Consider the following 15,779-nt stretch of genomic DNA (forward strand, 5'->3'; position numbering starts at 1 on the left):
CGGCGAGCAGGCCGCGGATCATGTTCACCAACTGGGTGCGTTGCTTGACCAGCAGGTCGCGCGTCCGGTGCAGCGCCAGCGCCGCCTGCTGCTCGGTCGACTTCACCGGCACGAAGCGCATGCTCGGGCGCGTCACCGCCTCGCAGATGGCAGCGGCATCGTTCGCATCGATCTTACCGCGCTTCACATATGGCTTCACGTAAGCCGGCGGCATCAGCTCCTGCATCTGCGTGGCTGCTGCTTCGACAGCGACCACATCCTGGCACCGAGATGCCGTCAGTTGGAGCGGGAGCCATCCACCCCATCTGCTTTCCGGCAAGCACTCAAGGTCCCCTTCTGGCGCGGAGCTGAAATTGGCCCAGCCGCAAAGGTCTGCAGCTTTGCGCCTAATGCAGCCTATTATTGGGGCGCGTCAAACCCGCTGGAAGCAGACTTCGAGGCAGCGGGCTCAACGCGCAACGGATGCAATCGGTCGCGATGACTTACTCGATCCCAAGACCGCGGATGAGCAGCACGGCAATGGCGAGAAGGACGGCGAGGGAAGAGGTCACGGCCAGCGTGACCCGTCCGCCCACTCGGGCCAGCACGCGCACGTCAACGCCGAGGCCCAGGGCAGCCATCGACACGATCGTGAGGAAGCCCGCGACCCGCGAGACCGGCGCCACCCAGTCGCTCGGGATTGCCCCCAGCGAGCGTAGGGTCGCCATGGCGAGGAAGCCCAGGATGAACCAAGGCATCAGCTTGAAAAAGCCGAGGCGGCGGGTTTCGCCCCGCGTTGCGCCTTCGGAGCTTGCGCCCGGCAGACGCGAGGCGATCAGCGATAGCGCCACCACGACCGGTCCCAGCATCAGCACGCGCACGAGCTTAACCAGGGTTCCGATCTGCGTCGCGAGCAGGCCTACGGGCACCGTGGCAGCGAGCACCTGCGGCACGGCGTAGACGGTGAGGCCGGCAAGCACCCCGTACTGGTGCGCGCTGAAGCCCGCGAGGGGCACGAAGAGCGGGAGGCCGAGCACCATCAACACGCCGATCACGGCGGTGAAGGCGATGGCGGCCGCCACGTCGCGGCTGTCGGCGCCGATCACGGGCGCAACCGCCGCGATCGCCGAATTGCCGCAGATCGCGTTGCCGCAGGCGATGAGAAGCGCCATCCGCACCGGCAGGCCGAGCGCCCGGCACAGGCCACAGCTCGCAAGGATGGTGAGCACCACCGTCCCGACGATGCCCGCGAGCAGCGCGGGACCTGACGCGACGATGGCGGATAGGCTGACCGAGGCGCCGAGCAGCGTGACGGCAACCTCGAGAACCTGCTTGGCCGAGAAGGCTATGCCGGCCTTGAACCGTCCGCCCGGCACCCATGCCGTGCGCAATGCCGTGCCGAGCAGGATGGCCAGGACCAGGGCTTCGATATACGGATGGCTGAACCAACGCTCCTCGGCGGACTGCAGCCCCTGTGCCGCGACGGTGATGACGAGGCACAGCAGCAGCCCCGGCAGCAGGCTCCCGGCCGCCCTGGCCCAGGTATGAAGGCGGCTCGCGCCGCGGGACGGAATTTCGGCTTCAATCTGTTCGGCGATCCTGGCGATCATCGCTCGGTGTGCTTCCCGCTGCCCAGGGCTCAATAGGTAGCGGCGAGGTAGGCGGCGATGGCCTTGGCGTCCGCTTCGCCAATGGGGGCGTGGTAGACCTTGACCATTTTCGTCACCTCGGTCTCCCAGAACGCCGCGCCTTTCTTCGGCGGCTGCGTGGCGACGTAGTCGACCGAGTGGCAGACCATGCAATTGCCCTGCGCCGCCTCGAAGCCCGGCTTGTGGCTGGCGTCGGCGGGCGCGCGCAGCTGCGCCGTGGGCTCGGGCAGGGCGTAATCCTGCGGCGCGGCGGAGAGCGGGCCGCCCAGCGCGATGAGAAGCGCGACAGATCCGGTCAGTCTCATCATGCCGCCCTCACACGGGTCATCTCGACGACGTTGCGCATGTACCCGGCCGGGTTCCAGCGCGGCTCCATCGGCTGGGTGTCGCCGTCGTTGCCCGTGGCTCGCACCATCAAGACGTGCGCGCCGGGGGCCAGCTCGACCTCCGCATTCCAGGTGCGGAAGGCGTAGCGGCCGAGATCCTGGCCCAGCGTCGCCCCGATCCAGGTCTTGCCGTCGTCGGCCGAGACCTCCACCGAGCGGATGCCCGAGCCGCCGTCGAAGGCGATGCCGCGCAACGGCACCCGCCCGGCCTTCACCTGCTGCCCGTCCGTGAGGTTCGTCACGAAGGAGCGGACGTTGAAGCGGCCGATCGGCACCGTCTTATCGGGCGCCTTGCCCGGCTCGGTGCAGGCGCACGCGTTATCGGGGATGCGATAGGCGGTCTTCATCCAGAAGCCCTCGAAGGGCTTGTCGAGGACCGTCACCGCGTTGAGGTGCTTGACCCAGTAGGTCCCGTAATAGCCCGGCACCACGAGCCGAAGCGGGTAGCCGTTGAGCCAGGGCAGGTCCTGCCCGTTCATCCCCCAGGCCAGCATCACCGCGCCGTCGCTTGCATGGTCGAGGGGCAGCGCCTTGGCGAAGTCGGGCGTCTCGGGCAGGACCGGCCCGTCGAGACCCTCGAAGGAGACCTGCACCGCCCCCCCCTTCACGCCGGCCTTATCGAGCACCGCCTTGAGCGGCACCCCGGTGAAGCGGGCGCAGCCCATGGCGCCGTTGGCGAGTTGCCCGCCAGCCATGCGCGGCTCGAAGAAGCCGCGCGAATTGCCCGAACATTGGTTGACCGCGACGACCTCCGCCCCCGGCATCCGCTTGAGGTCCGCGAGCGAGAGGGAGAGCGGGCGGTCGACATGGCCCTTCACCTCGACCCGGAACGCGTCCGGGTCGATGCGGGTGGGGATGTCGGCGAGGTGGTAGCGCACGAAGAACGCGTCGTTGGGGGTGATTGCCCCATGGTCAAAGACCGAGAACGGCGTCTCCAACTGCGGCGGGCGCGCTGTCATCTCCAGCAGCGGGCGCTTGCCGGGATAGGCCACGAGCGGCCGCTCGCCGTTGCCGAAGGGCAACATCGCCTCCTCGGCAGCACTGGCTGGGCGCAAGCCAAAGGCCGCTGCAGACAGAGCCAGTCCGCCGCCTACCAGGATATCGCGCCGCTTGGGTGAAGGAGCCATCACGTTCTCCGTTCGATCACGGCGGCCAGAAGGCTCGGCCGCCGGCTTCAGTCCGGGTTGGCCTGTCAGGCGACCTGTGGGTATCTCGCCGGGCGGCCCGGCAATTCCTGAATCAGGCGTCGGCGGTGGATCCGGCCGATCCAGATCGCGGAGGCGGCGCTGACCAAACCAGAGAGGGCGCAGTATCCGCACACAAGCCAGGGGTTGTTCGGCCCGGAATATTGCAGCAGCGCCGTCGCGATGATCGGTGTCAGGCCGCTCGCGAAGATCCCGGAGAACTGGTAGACGAAGGAGATCCCCGTATACCGCACCCGCGCCGAGAACAGTTCCGAAAACAACGCCGCTTCCGGCCCGTAGACCGCCGCGTAGAGGATCCCGAATGGGATTATGATCGCGAACCAGATCATGCGGATGCTGTCAGGGTACGAGACGAACACCCAGAAGGCCGGGAAAGCCGCGAAGCCGGAGATCACTGCGCCCCAGGCATAGACCTGTGTGCGGCCGATGCGGTCGGAGAGCCAGCCGAAGAAGGGAATCGTTGCGCACATCACCACCGCCGCGGCGGTGACGCCGAGCAGAGCCTCGGTCCGTGGCACCTTCAGGGTCTGCGTCAGGTAGCCGATGGCGAAGACGGCGAAGATGTTGAACACCACGCCGTCGACCATGCGCGCGCCCATGCCGGCCATGACCTCGGCCGGATAGCCCTTGATCATCGACACGAACGGGATATCCGCCTCGCGGTTGGCCTGCTTGACCTTGGCGAATTCGGGCGTCTCCATCACGTTCAGGCGGATATACGCGCCGACCGCCACGAGGACGACGCTGAGCAGGAACGCGACCCGCCACCCATAGGCCAGGAACTGCTCCTCGTTCAGGGTGTAGGACAGAAGCGCCACCACGCCCGAGGCGAGGCACAGGCCGAGCGAGAGGCCGATCTGCGGGATGCTGGCATAGAAGCCGCGCTTGTCCTCCGGCGCGTATTCGAAGGCCATCAGCACCGCCCCGCCCCATTCGCCGCCGAGGCCGATGCCCTGGACCACCCGCAGCAGCAGGAGCAGGATCGGCGCCGCAAGGCCGATCTGGGCGTAGGTCGGCACGATGCCGATGAGGAAGGTCGCCACGCCCATCAGCATCAGGGTGATGACGAGCATGCTTTTGCGGCCGATACGGTCGCCGAAATGTCCGAAGATCACGCCGCCGAGCGGCCGCGCAATGAAGCCGACGGCGAAGGTCGCATAGGCGAGCAGCGTCGAGACGAGGGGGTCGCTGACCGGGAAATACAGCTTGTTGAAGACGATGCCGGCTACGACCCCGTAGAGGAAGAAGTCGTACCACTCGATCGTCGCGCCGATGAGAGATGCGGTCACGACCTGACCGATCCCTCCCCTGGCCGATTGTGCTGAGCGCCGCTCCGGATACGACATTGGCACCTCCTCCCTCAGTCTCGTCTTGGGTATTAGGGCGAATTCCTCACATCGCGGGTGCCTTCACCGGGCACCTCTCGAAGTCCCGTTGGCCGTGACCTTCAGGGATGTGCCGGCTCCGGCGCCGGCATCGCGCGCGGGGTGGCCGTGCGCGCCTGAACGGTCTCCCGCGCCTCGGCGAGGATCAGGTCGGAGGCCTTCTCGGCGATCATCACCACCGGGGCGTTGGTATTGCCGGAGACCAGCGTCGGCATGATCGAGCAATCGACCACGCGCAGGCCGTCCATCCCGCGAACCCGCAGGGCGGGATCGACCACCGCCATCGGATCTGTGCCCATCTTGCAGGTGCCGGAGGGGTGGAAGATCGTCGCGCCCGCGTTCCGGGCGAAGTCGAGGAACCCGGCATCGTCGGTGACGCCCGGTCCCGGTTTCTCCTCCGAGAGGATCAGCGGGCGCAGGGCCTGCGTCGCGGCGAGCTGCCGGGCGAACTTGATGCCCTCGACGGTGCAGCGCCGGTCGGTCTCGGTTGCGAGGTAGTTCGCACGCATCACCGGCGGCGCGAGGGGGTCGGTGCTGCGCAGGGTGACGGTGCCCCGGGATTCCGGCCGCAACTGGCAGACCGAGAAGGTGCAACCTGACCAGGGATGCGGCTGCCCGCCCGCCATGTCGGCCGAGAGAGTAGCGAAGTGGAACTGGATGTCGGGCGTGCCCGGCCCCGGCATAACGCGGGTGAACAGCCCACCCTGGTTGATGCCCACCGCCAGCGGACCGCTGCGGGTGAAAAGCCAACGTAGTCCGATCCGCGCCTTGCCGGCGATGTTGCGCAGATCGTCGTTAGTCGTGATCGGCTTGGTCAGTCGGTAGATCAGTCTGACCTGCAGGTGGTCTTGCAAGTTCTCGCCGACGCCGGGCAAGTCGTGCCGCACCGGGATGCCGTGCGGCCGCAACGCGGCCTCCGGGCCGATGCCGGAGAGGAGCAGCAATTGCGGGCTCTGAAGGGCGCCCGCCGCGAGGATCACTTCCCGCGCCGCCCGGATCTCGACTTCGCGGCCGTGCCGGAGGACCCGCACGCCCACTGCGCGCCGTCCCTCCAGGATCAGTCCGGTGGCGTGCGCGTCGGTCTCGACGCGCAGGTTCGGGCGCCCCTTGGCCGGGCGCAGATAGGCCACCGCTGTGCTGCAGCGCAGCCCGTTGCGGGTGAAGAGCTGGTAGTAGCCCACCCCCTCCTGATTGCCGCCGTTGAAATCGTCCGTGCGGCGGACGCCGAGTTCCCCGGCGCCCTCGATGATCCGCTCAATCAGTTCGTGCTTGTGGCGGATGTCCGAGCACCAGAGCGGGCCGTCGTCCCCATGAGTGGCGCTGGCGCCTCGTGTGTTGTGCTCGCTGCGGATGAAGTACGGCAGCACATCGCGCCAGGACCAGCCATCATTCCCGAGACTGGCCCAATGATCGTAATCCTCGGCCTGCCCGCGCACGAAGATCAGCCCGTTGATCGAGCTCGATCCGCCGAGCGTCCGGCCGCGCGGCCAATAGATCGCCCGGCCGTTCATGGACGGCTCCGGTTCGGTGGAGAAGCCCCAGTTCAGGGTCTTGTGGACCATCGTCTTCCCGTAGCCGATGGGAAGGTGGATCCAGGGGGAGGTGTCGCGCGGGCCGGCTTCCAGCAGCACGACCCGATGGCGCCCGTCCGCCGAGAGGCGGTTGGCGAGGACGCAACCCGCCGTACCGCCACCGACCACAACGTAATCGCATTCGACGCGCTCAGGCGCGTCTGCGGAATGATGGCGTTTCCTCAAGATTATCTCCGTCCCGAGCGTTTGTCTCGAAAAACGGTACGTTATGTTCTATTTGATGAGAGGATTAGGCCTGTGTCAATATGTTCACCGTGAATTCGGTGAGCCAGATCCGGCGAGGAGCAAGGCATGCAGGCGTTCCACCACGGCGACAGCCTCCGGCACGATCCCGACCGCTACTTCCGGCGCGGCGCGATCATCAGCCATCCCGAGCAGGCCGAGCGGTACCGCCTCCTGCTTGAGGCGACGCAGGATGGGAGGCACCTCCTGCGCGAGGCCGGCGATGCGGGGCTCGACCCGATCCTCGCCGTGCACGATGCGGGCTACGTTGCCTTCCTGCGGGATGTCTGGGCGCGCCGGGCCGAGTTGCCGGGCATCGAGGACGAGATCCTGACGGGCCACTTCGCCCGGCCGCAGATGCACCGTCGGCCGGAGGGGCTGCTCGGGTTGATCGGCCTCTACACCGCCGACACATCGACGCCGGTGCGGGCTGGGACGTGGGCGGCAGTCTACGGTTCGGCTCAGGTGGCAATCGCCGCCGCGGACGCCGCCCTGAGCGAGTCGCACGCCTACGCCCTGTGCCGGCCGCCGGGGCACCATGCCTATGCCGATTCGGCTGGAGGGTTCTGCTACTTGAACAACAGCGCCATCGCCGCCGAACGCCTGCGCGCCACCACCGGCGGCAGGGTCGCGATCCTCGATATCGACGTCCACCACGGCAACGGCACGCAGGGCATCTTCTATGGGCGGGGCGACGTGCTGACCGTCTCGGTCCATGCCGACCCGGCCGATTATTTTCCCTACTTCGCGGGCTATGCCGACGAGACCGGCGCGGGGCCGGGCGAAGGCTTCAACCGCAACCTTCCCCTGCCGCAGGGATCGGGCGATGCGGCCTGGCTCGCGGCGATCCGTGAGGGGTTGTCTGCCATTGCCTCCATCACGCCCACCGCCCTCGTCGTGGCCCTGGGGCTCGATGCCTCGGCGGACGATCCGATCGGAGCGCTCAAGGTGACAACGCGGGGCTTTCAGGAGGCCGCGGCGCTGATCGCCGACGCCCAACTGCCCACCGCCATCGTGCAGGAGGGCGGCTACCTGTGCCCCGCCCTCCCCCGCAACCTCGCCGCGTTCCTCGCCGGGTTCGACGGCAGGCGGATGTGAACGCCGTGTCTTCCCCTCACTTCCCCGCGTGAAGGGCAAACCCGGCGGCTGTCGGCACCGGGTGCCCGAGGGCGCACCGGAGCAGTTCCGGGAGCTCACCCGGCGTGTCCGCGACGGCGACGCCCGCCGCCTCCAGGGCCGCGCGCTTGCCCGCGTAGCTGCCGCGATCCCCGGAGACGATGGCGCCGGCATGGCCCATCTTCTTGCCAGGAGGAGAGGCCCGGCCAGCGATGAAGGACACGACAGGCTTGCTCATCCCGGCGGCGTATTCGGCCGCCGCCTCCTCCATCGCCCCGCCGATCTCGCCGACGAGGACCACGGCGCGGGTTCGCTCGTCCCGGTCGAGGGCCATTAGCGCATCGCGGGTGGTGGTGCCGATCATCGGATCGCCGCCGATGCCGAGGAAGGCCGACTGGCCGTAGCCCGCCCGCGTCAGGTTCAGGCAGACCAGCGTCCCGAGGCTGCCGCTGCGAGAGATCACGCCGATCTCGCCGGGTTGGAAGATGTTCGGGTTATGCCCCGGCATGATCCCGACGAAGCCCTCGCCCGGCGTCACCACCCCGGCGGTGTTCGGGCCGACGATCCGCGTGCCGTGGGCGCGGGCCGCGTGATGGATGGCGAGTACGTCCTGCATGGGGATGTGCTCGGTCAGCACCACGAGGGTCTTCGTCCCCGCCTCGATGGCGTCGATGGCGGCGGCCTTCGCGGCGGCGGGGGGGATGAACATCACCGCCCAGTCGAAGTGCGTGCCGGCCATGGCCTCCCGCGCTGTCGCGTAGACCGGAAGACCGAGATGCTCTTCCCCTGCCCGCTTCGGGTTGACACCGGCCACGACCTGCGTGCCGCAACCGAGCATCTTCTCCGTCCAGAAGCTTCCCTGCTTGCCGGTGAGCCCCTGCACGAGGACGCGTGCGTTCTGGCGATAGATGGTCATCGGGCCGCCTCCACCGCGGCCTGCACCGCGTCCTCCATCAGGTCGTAGGGCTCGACCCCAAGCCCCTCGCGCACGAGGCGCACGGCCTCGTCCTCGCCGGTGCCGTGGATTGAGAAGAAGACCGGCACCTCAGGGTTGAGGCGCTTCCAGGCGGTGACGACGCCCTCGGCCATCACGTCCGTGCGGGCGAAGGCCCCGCAGAAATTGACGACGAGGCTCTTCACGCCGGGATTGGCCAGCACGAGCTTCAGCGCTGCCTCCGACTTGGTGTAGGCCTCCCCGCCGATCTCCAGGAAGTTCGCTGGGCGGCCGCCGCAATGGCTGATGACGTCCATCGTCGTCATGGTCAGCCCGGCGCCGTTCGCCAGTACGCCGACATTGCCGTCGAGCTGGATGAACTTCAGACCCTGCTCCGCGCCCTCCCGTTCGAGGGCACTCATCGGTTCGGGCGAGGCAGCAGTGGCGAGGTCCGAATTCCGGAATGCTGCCGAATCGTCGAGGGTGAGCTTGCAATCCAGGGCGACGACGCGGCCGTCCTCCAAGAGCGCCAGCGGATTGATCTCGATCAGCTCCGCATCGACGCTCCCGCCCACCCGGTAGAGGGCGGGCAGGATCGCTTCGATGTGCGCCCGCGCCGGGCCGAGATCGAGCCCGTCCAGGAGGGCGCGGGCCGCCTGTTTATCGAAACCCTGGTCGAGGTCGACCCGGTGGCGGTGGAGCGCGTCGGGCCGCGTGGCCGCGACCTCCTCGATATCCATGCCGCCCTCGGTGGAGAACAGCACGAGGGGCGTCCGGCTCTCCGTGTCGGTGAGGATCGCCGCGTAGAATTCCCTGACGATGGCTGCGCGCTCTTCGAGCAGCACCGACTCGACCCGGTGCCCGTCGATGGTCATGCCGAGGATGGCGGACGCCACCTCGCGCGCCTCGTCCGGGTTCATGGCGGCGCGGATGCCGCCCGCCTTGCCGCGCTTGCCGGTGGGGACCTGCGCCTTGACCATGCAGGGGCCGAGTTCGGCCGCCGCGACGGCGGCGTCCTCGGCGGTCAGGCAACGAATGGCCCTGGGAACGGGGATGCCGGCGGGCGCCAGCACCCGTGCCTTGGCGACGTGTTCGAGGAAGTTCATCGCGCGCTCTCCCGATAGCCGATCTTGTTCCAATGGGGGCCGAACAGGTCTTCCTCGCTGGGTTTGTCTTCGGGGATCGGGGTTACGAGGTGGGTGATGTTGAGGAAGTGGCGGTAGCTCAGGTTCTCGGAGATGCTGTTCTTCTGCCAGGAGCCGCAGCCCATGCTGAGGGTGAAGCCGAGGCCGGAATTGAATCCGCCGCCATTGCCGAAGGTGTGGGCGAAGTTCACCAGCACCCGGACCACGTCGAGATGTTCGGCCAGCTCGCGGGCGCGATCCATGTCCGTGGTGTGGATGCCGCAGGAATGGCCTTTGCCCTGGTGGTCGAGGATCGCCGCGACCGTCTTCTTGGCATCGGCAAAGTCCTTCGCCCGGTAGACGGTGAGGACCAGGGCGAGCTTCTCGCCGGAGAACGGTGCCCCGCGGCCGATCTCGGTCTCCTCCACGAGGAAGTATTGTTTGGCGGCAGCCGCCTCGGGCAACTCGAAGGCCCTGGCCAGCACCGGGGCATCGCGGGCGATCAGATCCCGGTTGAGCTTGCCGCGCACCCAGAGGCGGTCGGCGATGCGCTGCTTCTCCTGCGGCGTGCAGAGATAGGCGCCGGCCCGCTCCAGGGCGGCGATGGCCTGTTCGTAGACCGCGTCCACGATGACCACCGCGTTCTCGGAGGAGCAGGAAGTCGAGTTGTCGAAGATCTTCGAATCCCGGATCCGCGCGGCGGCGGCGTCGAGGTCGGCGGTTTCGTCGATCATGACCGGCACGTTGCCGGCGCCGACGCCGATGGCCGGCGTCCCGCTCGAATAGGCCCGGCGGACATTGTCCTGCGAGCCCGTGACCACGACGAGGTCGCAGGCGCGCATCATCGCCTCGGTCGAATCCTTCGTGACCGGGGCGGGCAGGATCTGCACGAGGTCGGCGGGAAGCTCGATCGCCTCGAGTTCGGCGCGCATCAGCTCCACCACGCGGGCGGTGGTGCGATAGCCGAGCGGCGACGGCGCGATGACGATGGCGTTGCGGCCCTTGATCGCCATCATCGCCTTGTTGACCGGCGTGGCACCTGGGTTGGTCGAGGGCGTCACCGCTCCGATGACCCCCATCGGCTTGGCGTATTTCACGAGGCCGCGGGCCTCGTCGCGCTCGATGACACCCACCGACTTGCCGCGCAGCAGGTCGCGCAGGGTGCCGAAGGTCTTGCGCTGCTTCTTGACGATCTTGTCCGCGACGTTGCCGAGGCTCGTATCGGCCACGGCGAGTTCTGCGATCTCGCGGGCATGCTCGGGCCTGTAGAGGGCCCAGGCGAGGGCGCGGACGGCGGCGTCGGCCTGTTCCTGATCCACGTTCGCGAAGAGCGCCTGAGCGGTCCGCGCCCGCTCCATCGTCTCGGCGACGGGATCGTGGACGGCCAGATCGTCCGGTTTGGCGAGGGGCATGATAGCGGCAGGCGACATGGCGCGCTCCTTCAGATGTCGAGGGCGTTTCGGGTCGAGGCGGGTCGGCCGGAGGGCCTGGTCCGGTCAGGCGGTGGGCCTGACCGGGACGGGACGGCTGAGGACGAGGTCGTCCTGGGGCGCGTCCACGAAGGGCTCGTTCGGCCGCATCCGCAGGGCGAGGCCGGCGCCTGCGAGGAGGAGCCCGAGCGAGGCCATGAAGGGCAGGTCCCAGCGCCCGGTCATGTCGATGATCAGCCCGAACACGACGGGGGAGATCATACCCGCGAGGCCGAAGCCGAAGTTCATGAAGCCCGAGGCTGTGCCCGAATACTGGGGCGCGATGTCCATCGGTACCGCCCAGATCGGCGCGACGATCAGTTCGGCGAAGAAGAACGCGCCGGACAGACAGAGGGTAATGATGAGCAGGTTGGTGGTGAACAGCACCGGCAGCATGAAGGCGAAGGCCCCAAGGAAGCCGACGACGATGACGCTGACGCGGGCTCGAGCCACGTCTCCCGTGCGCCGCAGGATCCGGTCACTGACGACACCGCCCACCGTGTCTCCGACGACGCCCGCGAAGAACACGCCGGAGGCGAAGATCGCGGATTTCTTGATGTCGAGGTGGTGCTGGTGAAGGAAGTACGAGGGAATCCAGTTCAGGAACAGCCAGAGGGTCCAGCCGTAGCAGAAATCGGTGAGCGTCACCGGCAGCATCCGCCGGAGCAGACGGCCCCACGGCACCGCCTTGCGCTCGCCGGCGATCTTCACCGGCGGCAGAACGGCGAGTTCCTGCTCCGTGACGCCCTTATGCTCGCGGGGATCGTCGCGGAAGTAGAACCACCACAGGCCGACCCAGGCGAAGCTGATCAGGCCGATGATGATGAAGCTGTCGCGCCAGGATAGCGCCACGATCAGGAAGGCGATGAGGGGCGGCGTGAGTGCGTTGCCGAGGCGGGCGGCGGCATGGGTGATGCCTTGCGCGAAGCCGCGCCGGTCCGCAGCCATCCAGTTCGCCAGCGCCCGGGTCGCCGTCGGGAAGGCGGAGCCCTCGCCGATGCCGAGGAGGAAGCGGGCCGCGACGAGGGACATCGCCCCCTCCACGAAGCCGATCATGACCGTGGCGGCGGACCAGATCGCCCCGCAGATCAGGAGCGTCTTGCGCGGGCCGAGGCGATCACCGAGCCAGCCGCCGGCGATCTGGAAGAAGGCGTAAGGATAGGCGAAGGCCGAGAAGGCGAGACCCAACTCGACATTGGTCAGGCCCAGTTCTTTCTGCATAGCCGGAGCGGCCGTGCCAATATTCACCCGATCGATATAGGTGATCAGGTACATCAGGCAGATGACGAACAGGACCCTGTCCGTCGCCTTGAAGCGTACGAGCCGTAGCATTCCGCCCTCCTGAAAGGGGGCGCCTGGGCGTCCTCGATTCAACCGCATGCGACGGCGTGCGGGTCACGAGAACCCGGCGTCCTTCCTGCGTTTCCACCGTGACCGGCGCGGGAGGCGTCAGGTCTCAAGCCTGACTTTTTGGTCCCTCACGGTCCGATGAGGGCACGCTAACCATTGCGTGATCGTAGGAGAAATATATTCTCTTCATCCCGATCATTCAGGAAATTGATCGATATGATTCCGGATCTTGAGATTCCGCTGCTCAGAACGTTCGTGGCGGTTCACGATACCAGGAGCATCACTCTGGCCGGAAAGCAGGTCGGCCGGACCCAGCCGGCGATCACCCACCAGATGCACCGGCTGGAGCGGGCGCTGGGTCGTCCCCTCTTCGACGGCGAGCGGCGGCACGGGGCGCTGACCCGCGACGGGGAGGTGCTCCTCGCCTATGCCCGCAAGCTTCTGAGCCTGAATGACGAGATCCGCGACCGGTTTGGAGGCCCCGACATAGCCGGCCGGGTGCGGCTCGGCGTGCCGGATCTCTACGCCGCCTTCCTGCTGCCCTCGGTGCTCGCGGGCTTCGCCAGGGTCTATCCGCAGGTAGAAATCGAGCTGCGCTGCTCGCGCAGCCACCAGTTGCGCGCCGCCCTCACCCGCGAGGAGATCGACCTCGCGCTGATGACCAAGCAGCCGGATCAGGAGGTCGGCGTCATCGTGCGGGAGGAGCCCCTGGTCTGGGTCGCGTCGCGGGACTTCGACCTTGATGCGCGGACGCCCCTGCCGCTGGCCCTCCTGCCCCCCGGCAGCCTCTACCGCCAATGCGCCCTCGACGCCCTGGGACAGATCGACCGAAGCTGGACGATCACGGCGGTGAGCGACAGCATCGCCGGGCTACAGGCGGCGGTCCATGCGGGGCTGGCCGTCTCGATCTTTCCCCTCTGCGCAGTGGACGGGGAGATCCGGCGGCTGACCGCCGCGAGCGGATTGCCGGATCTGCCGGCGCTCCGAATCGTGTTGCAGCGCAAGTCGGGCGAAACCTCCTCCGCCATCGATCATCTCGCGCAGTATATCCTGTCGGAACTCGGCAATATCGGCGGCTGAGCGCCTTAGGCCTGCTTGCCAAGCAACCCGGCAATGCGGCAGCGCGACGCGATTGTTTTTGCGGTGCAGCAGGCTAGATGCTAGCTCACTTCACGGAAGTGACGATCTCTGCGGCTGCCATGAACCACCTCGAACGTGTGCGCGACATCCTGCCGATCCTCGCCGCGCTCTACGCCATGGTGATGGTGGCCAACACCCATGCCGCCCCCCGCCCCATGCCCCCCGCCGCTACAAGCATCGACGCGGAACGCGTGGTCTCGGGCCTCAAGTGGCACATGCTCGAAATTGCCCGGAACGAGCAGAACGAGGCGATCCTTTTCCCGGGGAACTGAGAGGCCGGGTCGATGACCTGCTCTCCGTCATTGCGAAGGCAGTGAAGCAATCCAGGGCGACGGGCCGCTTCCGGCCGTGGCGCCACTCTGGATTGCTGTACGTTACTCGCAATGACGAAAAGGATTTGCGCTGGATGATTAGACCGGCGGGTGCTGCGGACGCATGTCCGACTTCTCGATGCCGGCGATCGGCACCGGCTTCTTCATCGCGTCGCGGCGGAAGGGCTCGCCGAGTTCCTGGTTCAGGATCACCTCGATGAAGGTGGTCACGCCGCGCGATTGATCCTCGCCGGCCTGCTGGATGGCCTGGGTCAGGTCGCGGGTGTTGTCCACCCGCACGCCCTTGAAGCCGCAGCCCTCGGCAATCTTCGCGTAGCTGAGCTTCGGGTCGAGTTCGGTGCCGACGAAGTTGTTGTCGTACCACAGCACCGTATTCCGTTTCTCCGCCCCCCACTGGTAGTTGCGGAAGATCACCATGGTGATCGCCGGCCACTCGTCACGGCCGATGGAGGTCATCTCATTCATCGAGATGCCGAAGGCGCCGTCCCCCGCGAAGCCGAAGACCGGCGTGTCCGGTTGGCCGATCTTGGCGCCGACGATGGAGGGGAAGGCGTAGCCGCAGGGGCCGAACATGCCCGGCGCGAGGTATTTCCGGCTCCGTTCGAAGCTCGGATAGGCGTTGCCGATGGCGCAGTTGTTGCCGATGTCAGTGGACATGATCGCGTCGCGCGGCATCCCGGCCTGGATCGCCCGCCACGCCTGACGGGGCGACATCCGATCGCTGTCGCGCGCTTGCGCCTCGCGGTTCCAGGTCGTGCCCGGATCGTCGTCCTCGTGATCGAGCGAGGTGAGGGCCTGCGCCCAGGATGATTTTGTCTGGTGGATCAGCGCCTTGCGTTCCTCGCGGCCGGCATTTCCGGCCTCCGAGGTCAACTGCTCCAGAAGCTGCCGGGCGACCTGCCGGGCATCGCCGCAGATGCCGACGGTGATCGGCTTCGTCAGCCCGATCCGATCGGGGTTGATGTCGACCTGAACGATCTTGGCCTGCTTCGGCCAGTAATCGATGCCGTAGCCTGGCAGGGTCGAGAACGGGTTGAGGCGGGTGCCGAGGGCCAGCACGACGTCGGCCTTGGCGATCAGCTCCATGGCGGCCTTTGAGCCGTTGTAGCCGAGGGGGCCCACGGCGAGCGGATGGCTGCCGGGGAAGGCATCGTTGTGCTGGTAGCCGGAGCAGACCGGCGCATCGAGGCGCTCGGCGATGGCCGCCGTCTCGCGCACGGCGTCGCCGATTACCACGCCGGCGCCGGCGAGGATGACCGGGAACTGCGCCGCCGAGAGGATCTCGGCCGCCTCCGCGATGGCCTGCCGGCCGCCGGCCGGGCGCTCCAGCCGCACGATCTGCGGGAGCGGCACGTCGATGACCTGGGTCCAGAAATCACGCGGGACGTTGATTTGCGCCGGAGCGCAGCCGCGCCATGCCTTCTCGATCACGCGGTTCAGGACTTCCGCGACGCGGGTCGGGTCGCGAACCTCTTCCTGGTAGCAGACCATGTCCTTGAACAAGGCCATCTGTTCCACTTCCTGGAACCCACCCTGGCCAATGGTTTTGTTGGCTGCCTGCGGCGACACCAGCAGCATCGGCGTGTGGTTCCAGTAGGCGGTCTTCATCGCGGTGACGAAGCCGGTCACGCCGGGCCCGTTCTGGGCGATGGCCATGGCCATCTTGCCCGTCGCGCGGGTGTAGCCGTCGCAGATCAGGCCGGCATTCGTTTCGTGGGCGCAGTCCCAGAAGGTGATCCCGGCCTTCGGAAAGAGATCCGAGACCGGCATCATGGCCGATCCGATGATGCCGAAGGCGTGCTCGATGCCGTGCATCTGCAGCACCTTCACAAAAGCTTCTTCCGTGGACATCCTCATGGCGCACCCTCCTGGTGTTTCCTCGCATCGGCCCCGCCG

13 protein-coding genes and 1 pseudogene are annotated in these 15,779 nt (G+C 67.4%); 3 read left to right on the plus strand and 11 right to left on the minus strand.

Going from position 1 to position 15,779, the window contains the following annotated elements; genetic code table 11:
• From CIW48_RS29060 to CIW48_RS29085, 6 genes and pseudogenes are all read right to left on the minus strand, one after another.
• A pseudogene (locus tag CIW48_RS29060) lies at positions 1 to 217 on the minus strand (transposase); the annotation flags it as partial.
• 265 nt (positions 218 to 482) lie between these two features.
• Positions 483 to 1,589 carry a YeiH family protein gene (locus CIW48_RS29065; RefSeq protein WP_149313894.1) on the minus strand — a complete coding sequence of 369 codons (1,107 nt, stop codon included), beginning with the start codon at positions 1,587 to 1,589 and terminating at the stop codon, positions 483 to 485.
• A gap of 29 nt (positions 1,590 to 1,618) precedes the next feature.
• Positions 1,619 to 1,936 carry a cytochrome c gene (locus CIW48_RS29070; RefSeq protein WP_149313895.1) on the minus strand — a complete coding sequence of 106 codons (318 nt, stop codon included), beginning with the start codon at positions 1,934 to 1,936 and terminating at the stop codon, positions 1,619 to 1,621.
• Positions 1,933 to 3,141, minus strand: a complete 1,209-nt coding sequence (locus tag CIW48_RS29075) for a molybdopterin-dependent oxidoreductase (RefSeq protein WP_149313896.1) — start codon at positions 3,139 to 3,141, stop codon at positions 1,933 to 1,935. The genes CIW48_RS29070 and CIW48_RS29075 overlap by 4 nt, the downstream gene beginning before the upstream one ends.
• 65 nt (positions 3,142 to 3,206) lie before the next feature.
• The gene (locus CIW48_RS29080) at positions 3,207 to 4,565 is read right to left on the minus strand and encodes an MFS transporter (RefSeq protein WP_149313897.1); all 1,359 of its coding nucleotides are present in this window, start codon (positions 4,563 to 4,565) and stop codon (positions 3,207 to 3,209) included.
• Positions 4,566 to 4,666: 101 nt separating this feature from the next.
• Positions 4,667 to 6,361, minus strand: coding sequence for a choline dehydrogenase (locus CIW48_RS29085; RefSeq protein ID WP_149313898.1), 1,695 nt, complete (start codon positions 6,359 to 6,361; stop codon positions 4,667 to 4,669).
• 126 nt (positions 6,362 to 6,487) lie between these two features.
• On the opposite strand from CIW48_RS29085, the gene CIW48_RS29090 reads away from it, so the two are divergent.
• Positions 6,488 to 7,516 (plus strand): histone deacetylase family protein, encoded by a 1,029-nt coding sequence (locus CIW48_RS29090; RefSeq protein WP_149313899.1) that lies wholly within the window; start codon positions 6,488 to 6,490, stop codon positions 7,514 to 7,516.
• Positions 7,517 to 7,532: 16 nt separating this feature from the next.
• Here the strand turns inward: CIW48_RS29090 and sucD are convergent, their stop codons facing one another.
• The 4 genes from sucD to CIW48_RS29110 form a co-directional block, all read right to left on the minus strand.
• Positions 7,533 to 8,450, minus strand: coding sequence for a succinate--CoA ligase subunit alpha (sucD, locus tag CIW48_RS29095; protein WP_149313900.1), 918 nt, complete (start codon positions 8,448 to 8,450; stop codon positions 7,533 to 7,535).
• On the minus strand, positions 8,447 to 9,574 hold the full coding sequence (locus tag CIW48_RS29100; RefSeq protein WP_149313901.1) for an ATP-grasp domain-containing protein: 1,128 nt from the start codon (positions 9,572 to 9,574) through the stop codon (positions 8,447 to 8,449). Before CIW48_RS29100 ends, sucD begins: the two co-directional genes overlap by 4 nt.
• Positions 9,571 to 11,004: an aldehyde dehydrogenase family protein gene (locus CIW48_RS29105; RefSeq protein WP_149313931.1), complete on the minus strand. Its 1,434-nt coding sequence runs from the start codon at positions 11,002 to 11,004 to the stop codon at positions 9,571 to 9,573. Before CIW48_RS29105 ends, CIW48_RS29100 begins: the two co-directional genes overlap by 4 nt.
• 84 nt (positions 11,005 to 11,088) lie before the next feature.
• A complete protein-coding gene (locus tag CIW48_RS29110; protein ID WP_149313902.1) occupies positions 11,089 to 12,393 on the minus strand; it encodes an MFS transporter in 1,305 nt (434 codons plus the stop codon).
• 234 nt (positions 12,394 to 12,627) lie between these two features.
• On the opposite strand from CIW48_RS29110, the gene CIW48_RS29115 reads away from it, so the two are divergent.
• Entirely contained in the window at positions 12,628 to 13,491 is an 864-nt protein-coding gene (locus tag CIW48_RS29115; protein ID WP_149313903.1) for a LysR substrate-binding domain-containing protein, read from the plus strand.
• 77 nt (positions 13,492 to 13,568) lie between these two features.
• Positions 13,569 to 13,823, plus strand: coding sequence for a hypothetical protein (locus tag CIW48_RS29120; protein ID WP_207105495.1), 255 nt, complete (start codon positions 13,569 to 13,571; stop codon positions 13,821 to 13,823).
• 138 nt (positions 13,824 to 13,961) lie between these two features.
• Here the strand turns inward: CIW48_RS29120 and xsc are convergent, their stop codons facing one another.
• Positions 13,962 to 15,740, minus strand: coding sequence for a sulfoacetaldehyde acetyltransferase (gene xsc, locus CIW48_RS29125; RefSeq protein ID WP_149313905.1), 1,779 nt, complete (start codon positions 15,738 to 15,740; stop codon positions 13,962 to 13,964).
• Positions 15,741 to 15,779: the final 39 nt, after the last annotated feature.

The sequence above is a fragment of the Methylobacterium sp. P1-11 genome, assembly GCF_008329595.1.
In the GTDB taxonomy this organism is placed as follows: Bacteria; Pseudomonadota; Alphaproteobacteria; order Rhizobiales; family Beijerinckiaceae; genus Methylobacterium.

Excerpts from the sequence above, each read along its gene's own strand:
- CIW48_RS29065 (WP_149313894.1), bottom strand. The coding sequence starts at position 1,589 with ATGATCGCCAGGATCGCCGAACAGATTGAAGCCGAAATTCCGTCCCGC.
- CIW48_RS29070 (WP_149313895.1), bottom strand. The coding sequence starts at position 1,936 with ATGATGAGACTGACCGGATCTGTCGCGCTTCTCATCGCGCTGGGCGGC.
- CIW48_RS29075 (WP_149313896.1), bottom strand. The coding sequence starts at position 3,141 with ATGGCTCCTTCACCCAAGCGGCGCGATATCCTGGTAGGCGGCGGACTG.
- CIW48_RS29080 (WP_149313897.1), bottom strand. The coding sequence starts at position 4,565 with ATGTCGTATCCGGAGCGGCGCTCAGCACAATCGGCCAGGGGAGGGATC.
- CIW48_RS29090 (WP_149313899.1), top strand. The coding sequence starts at position 6,488 with ATGCAGGCGTTCCACCACGGCGACAGCCTCCGGCACGATCCCGACCGC.
- sucD (WP_149313900.1), bottom strand. The coding sequence starts at position 8,450 with ATGACCATCTATCGCCAGAACGCACGCGTCCTCGTGCAGGGGCTCACC.
- CIW48_RS29100 (WP_149313901.1), bottom strand. The coding sequence starts at position 9,574 with ATGAACTTCCTCGAACACGTCGCCAAGGCACGGGTGCTGGCGCCCGCC.
- CIW48_RS29105 (WP_149313931.1), bottom strand. The coding sequence starts at position 11,004 with ATGCCCCTCGCCAAACCGGACGATCTGGCCGTCCACGATCCCGTCGCC.
- CIW48_RS29110 (WP_149313902.1), bottom strand. The coding sequence starts at position 12,393 with ATGCTACGGCTCGTACGCTTCAAGGCGACGGACAGGGTCCTGTTCGTC.
- CIW48_RS29115 (WP_149313903.1), top strand. The coding sequence starts at position 12,628 with ATGATTCCGGATCTTGAGATTCCGCTGCTCAGAACGTTCGTGGCGGTT.
- CIW48_RS29120 (WP_207105495.1), top strand. The coding sequence starts at position 13,569 with ATGCTAGCTCACTTCACGGAAGTGACGATCTCTGCGGCTGCCATGAAC.
- xsc (WP_149313905.1), bottom strand. The coding sequence starts at position 15,740 with ATGAGGATGTCCACGGAAGAAGCTTTTGTGAAGGTGCTGCAGATGCAC.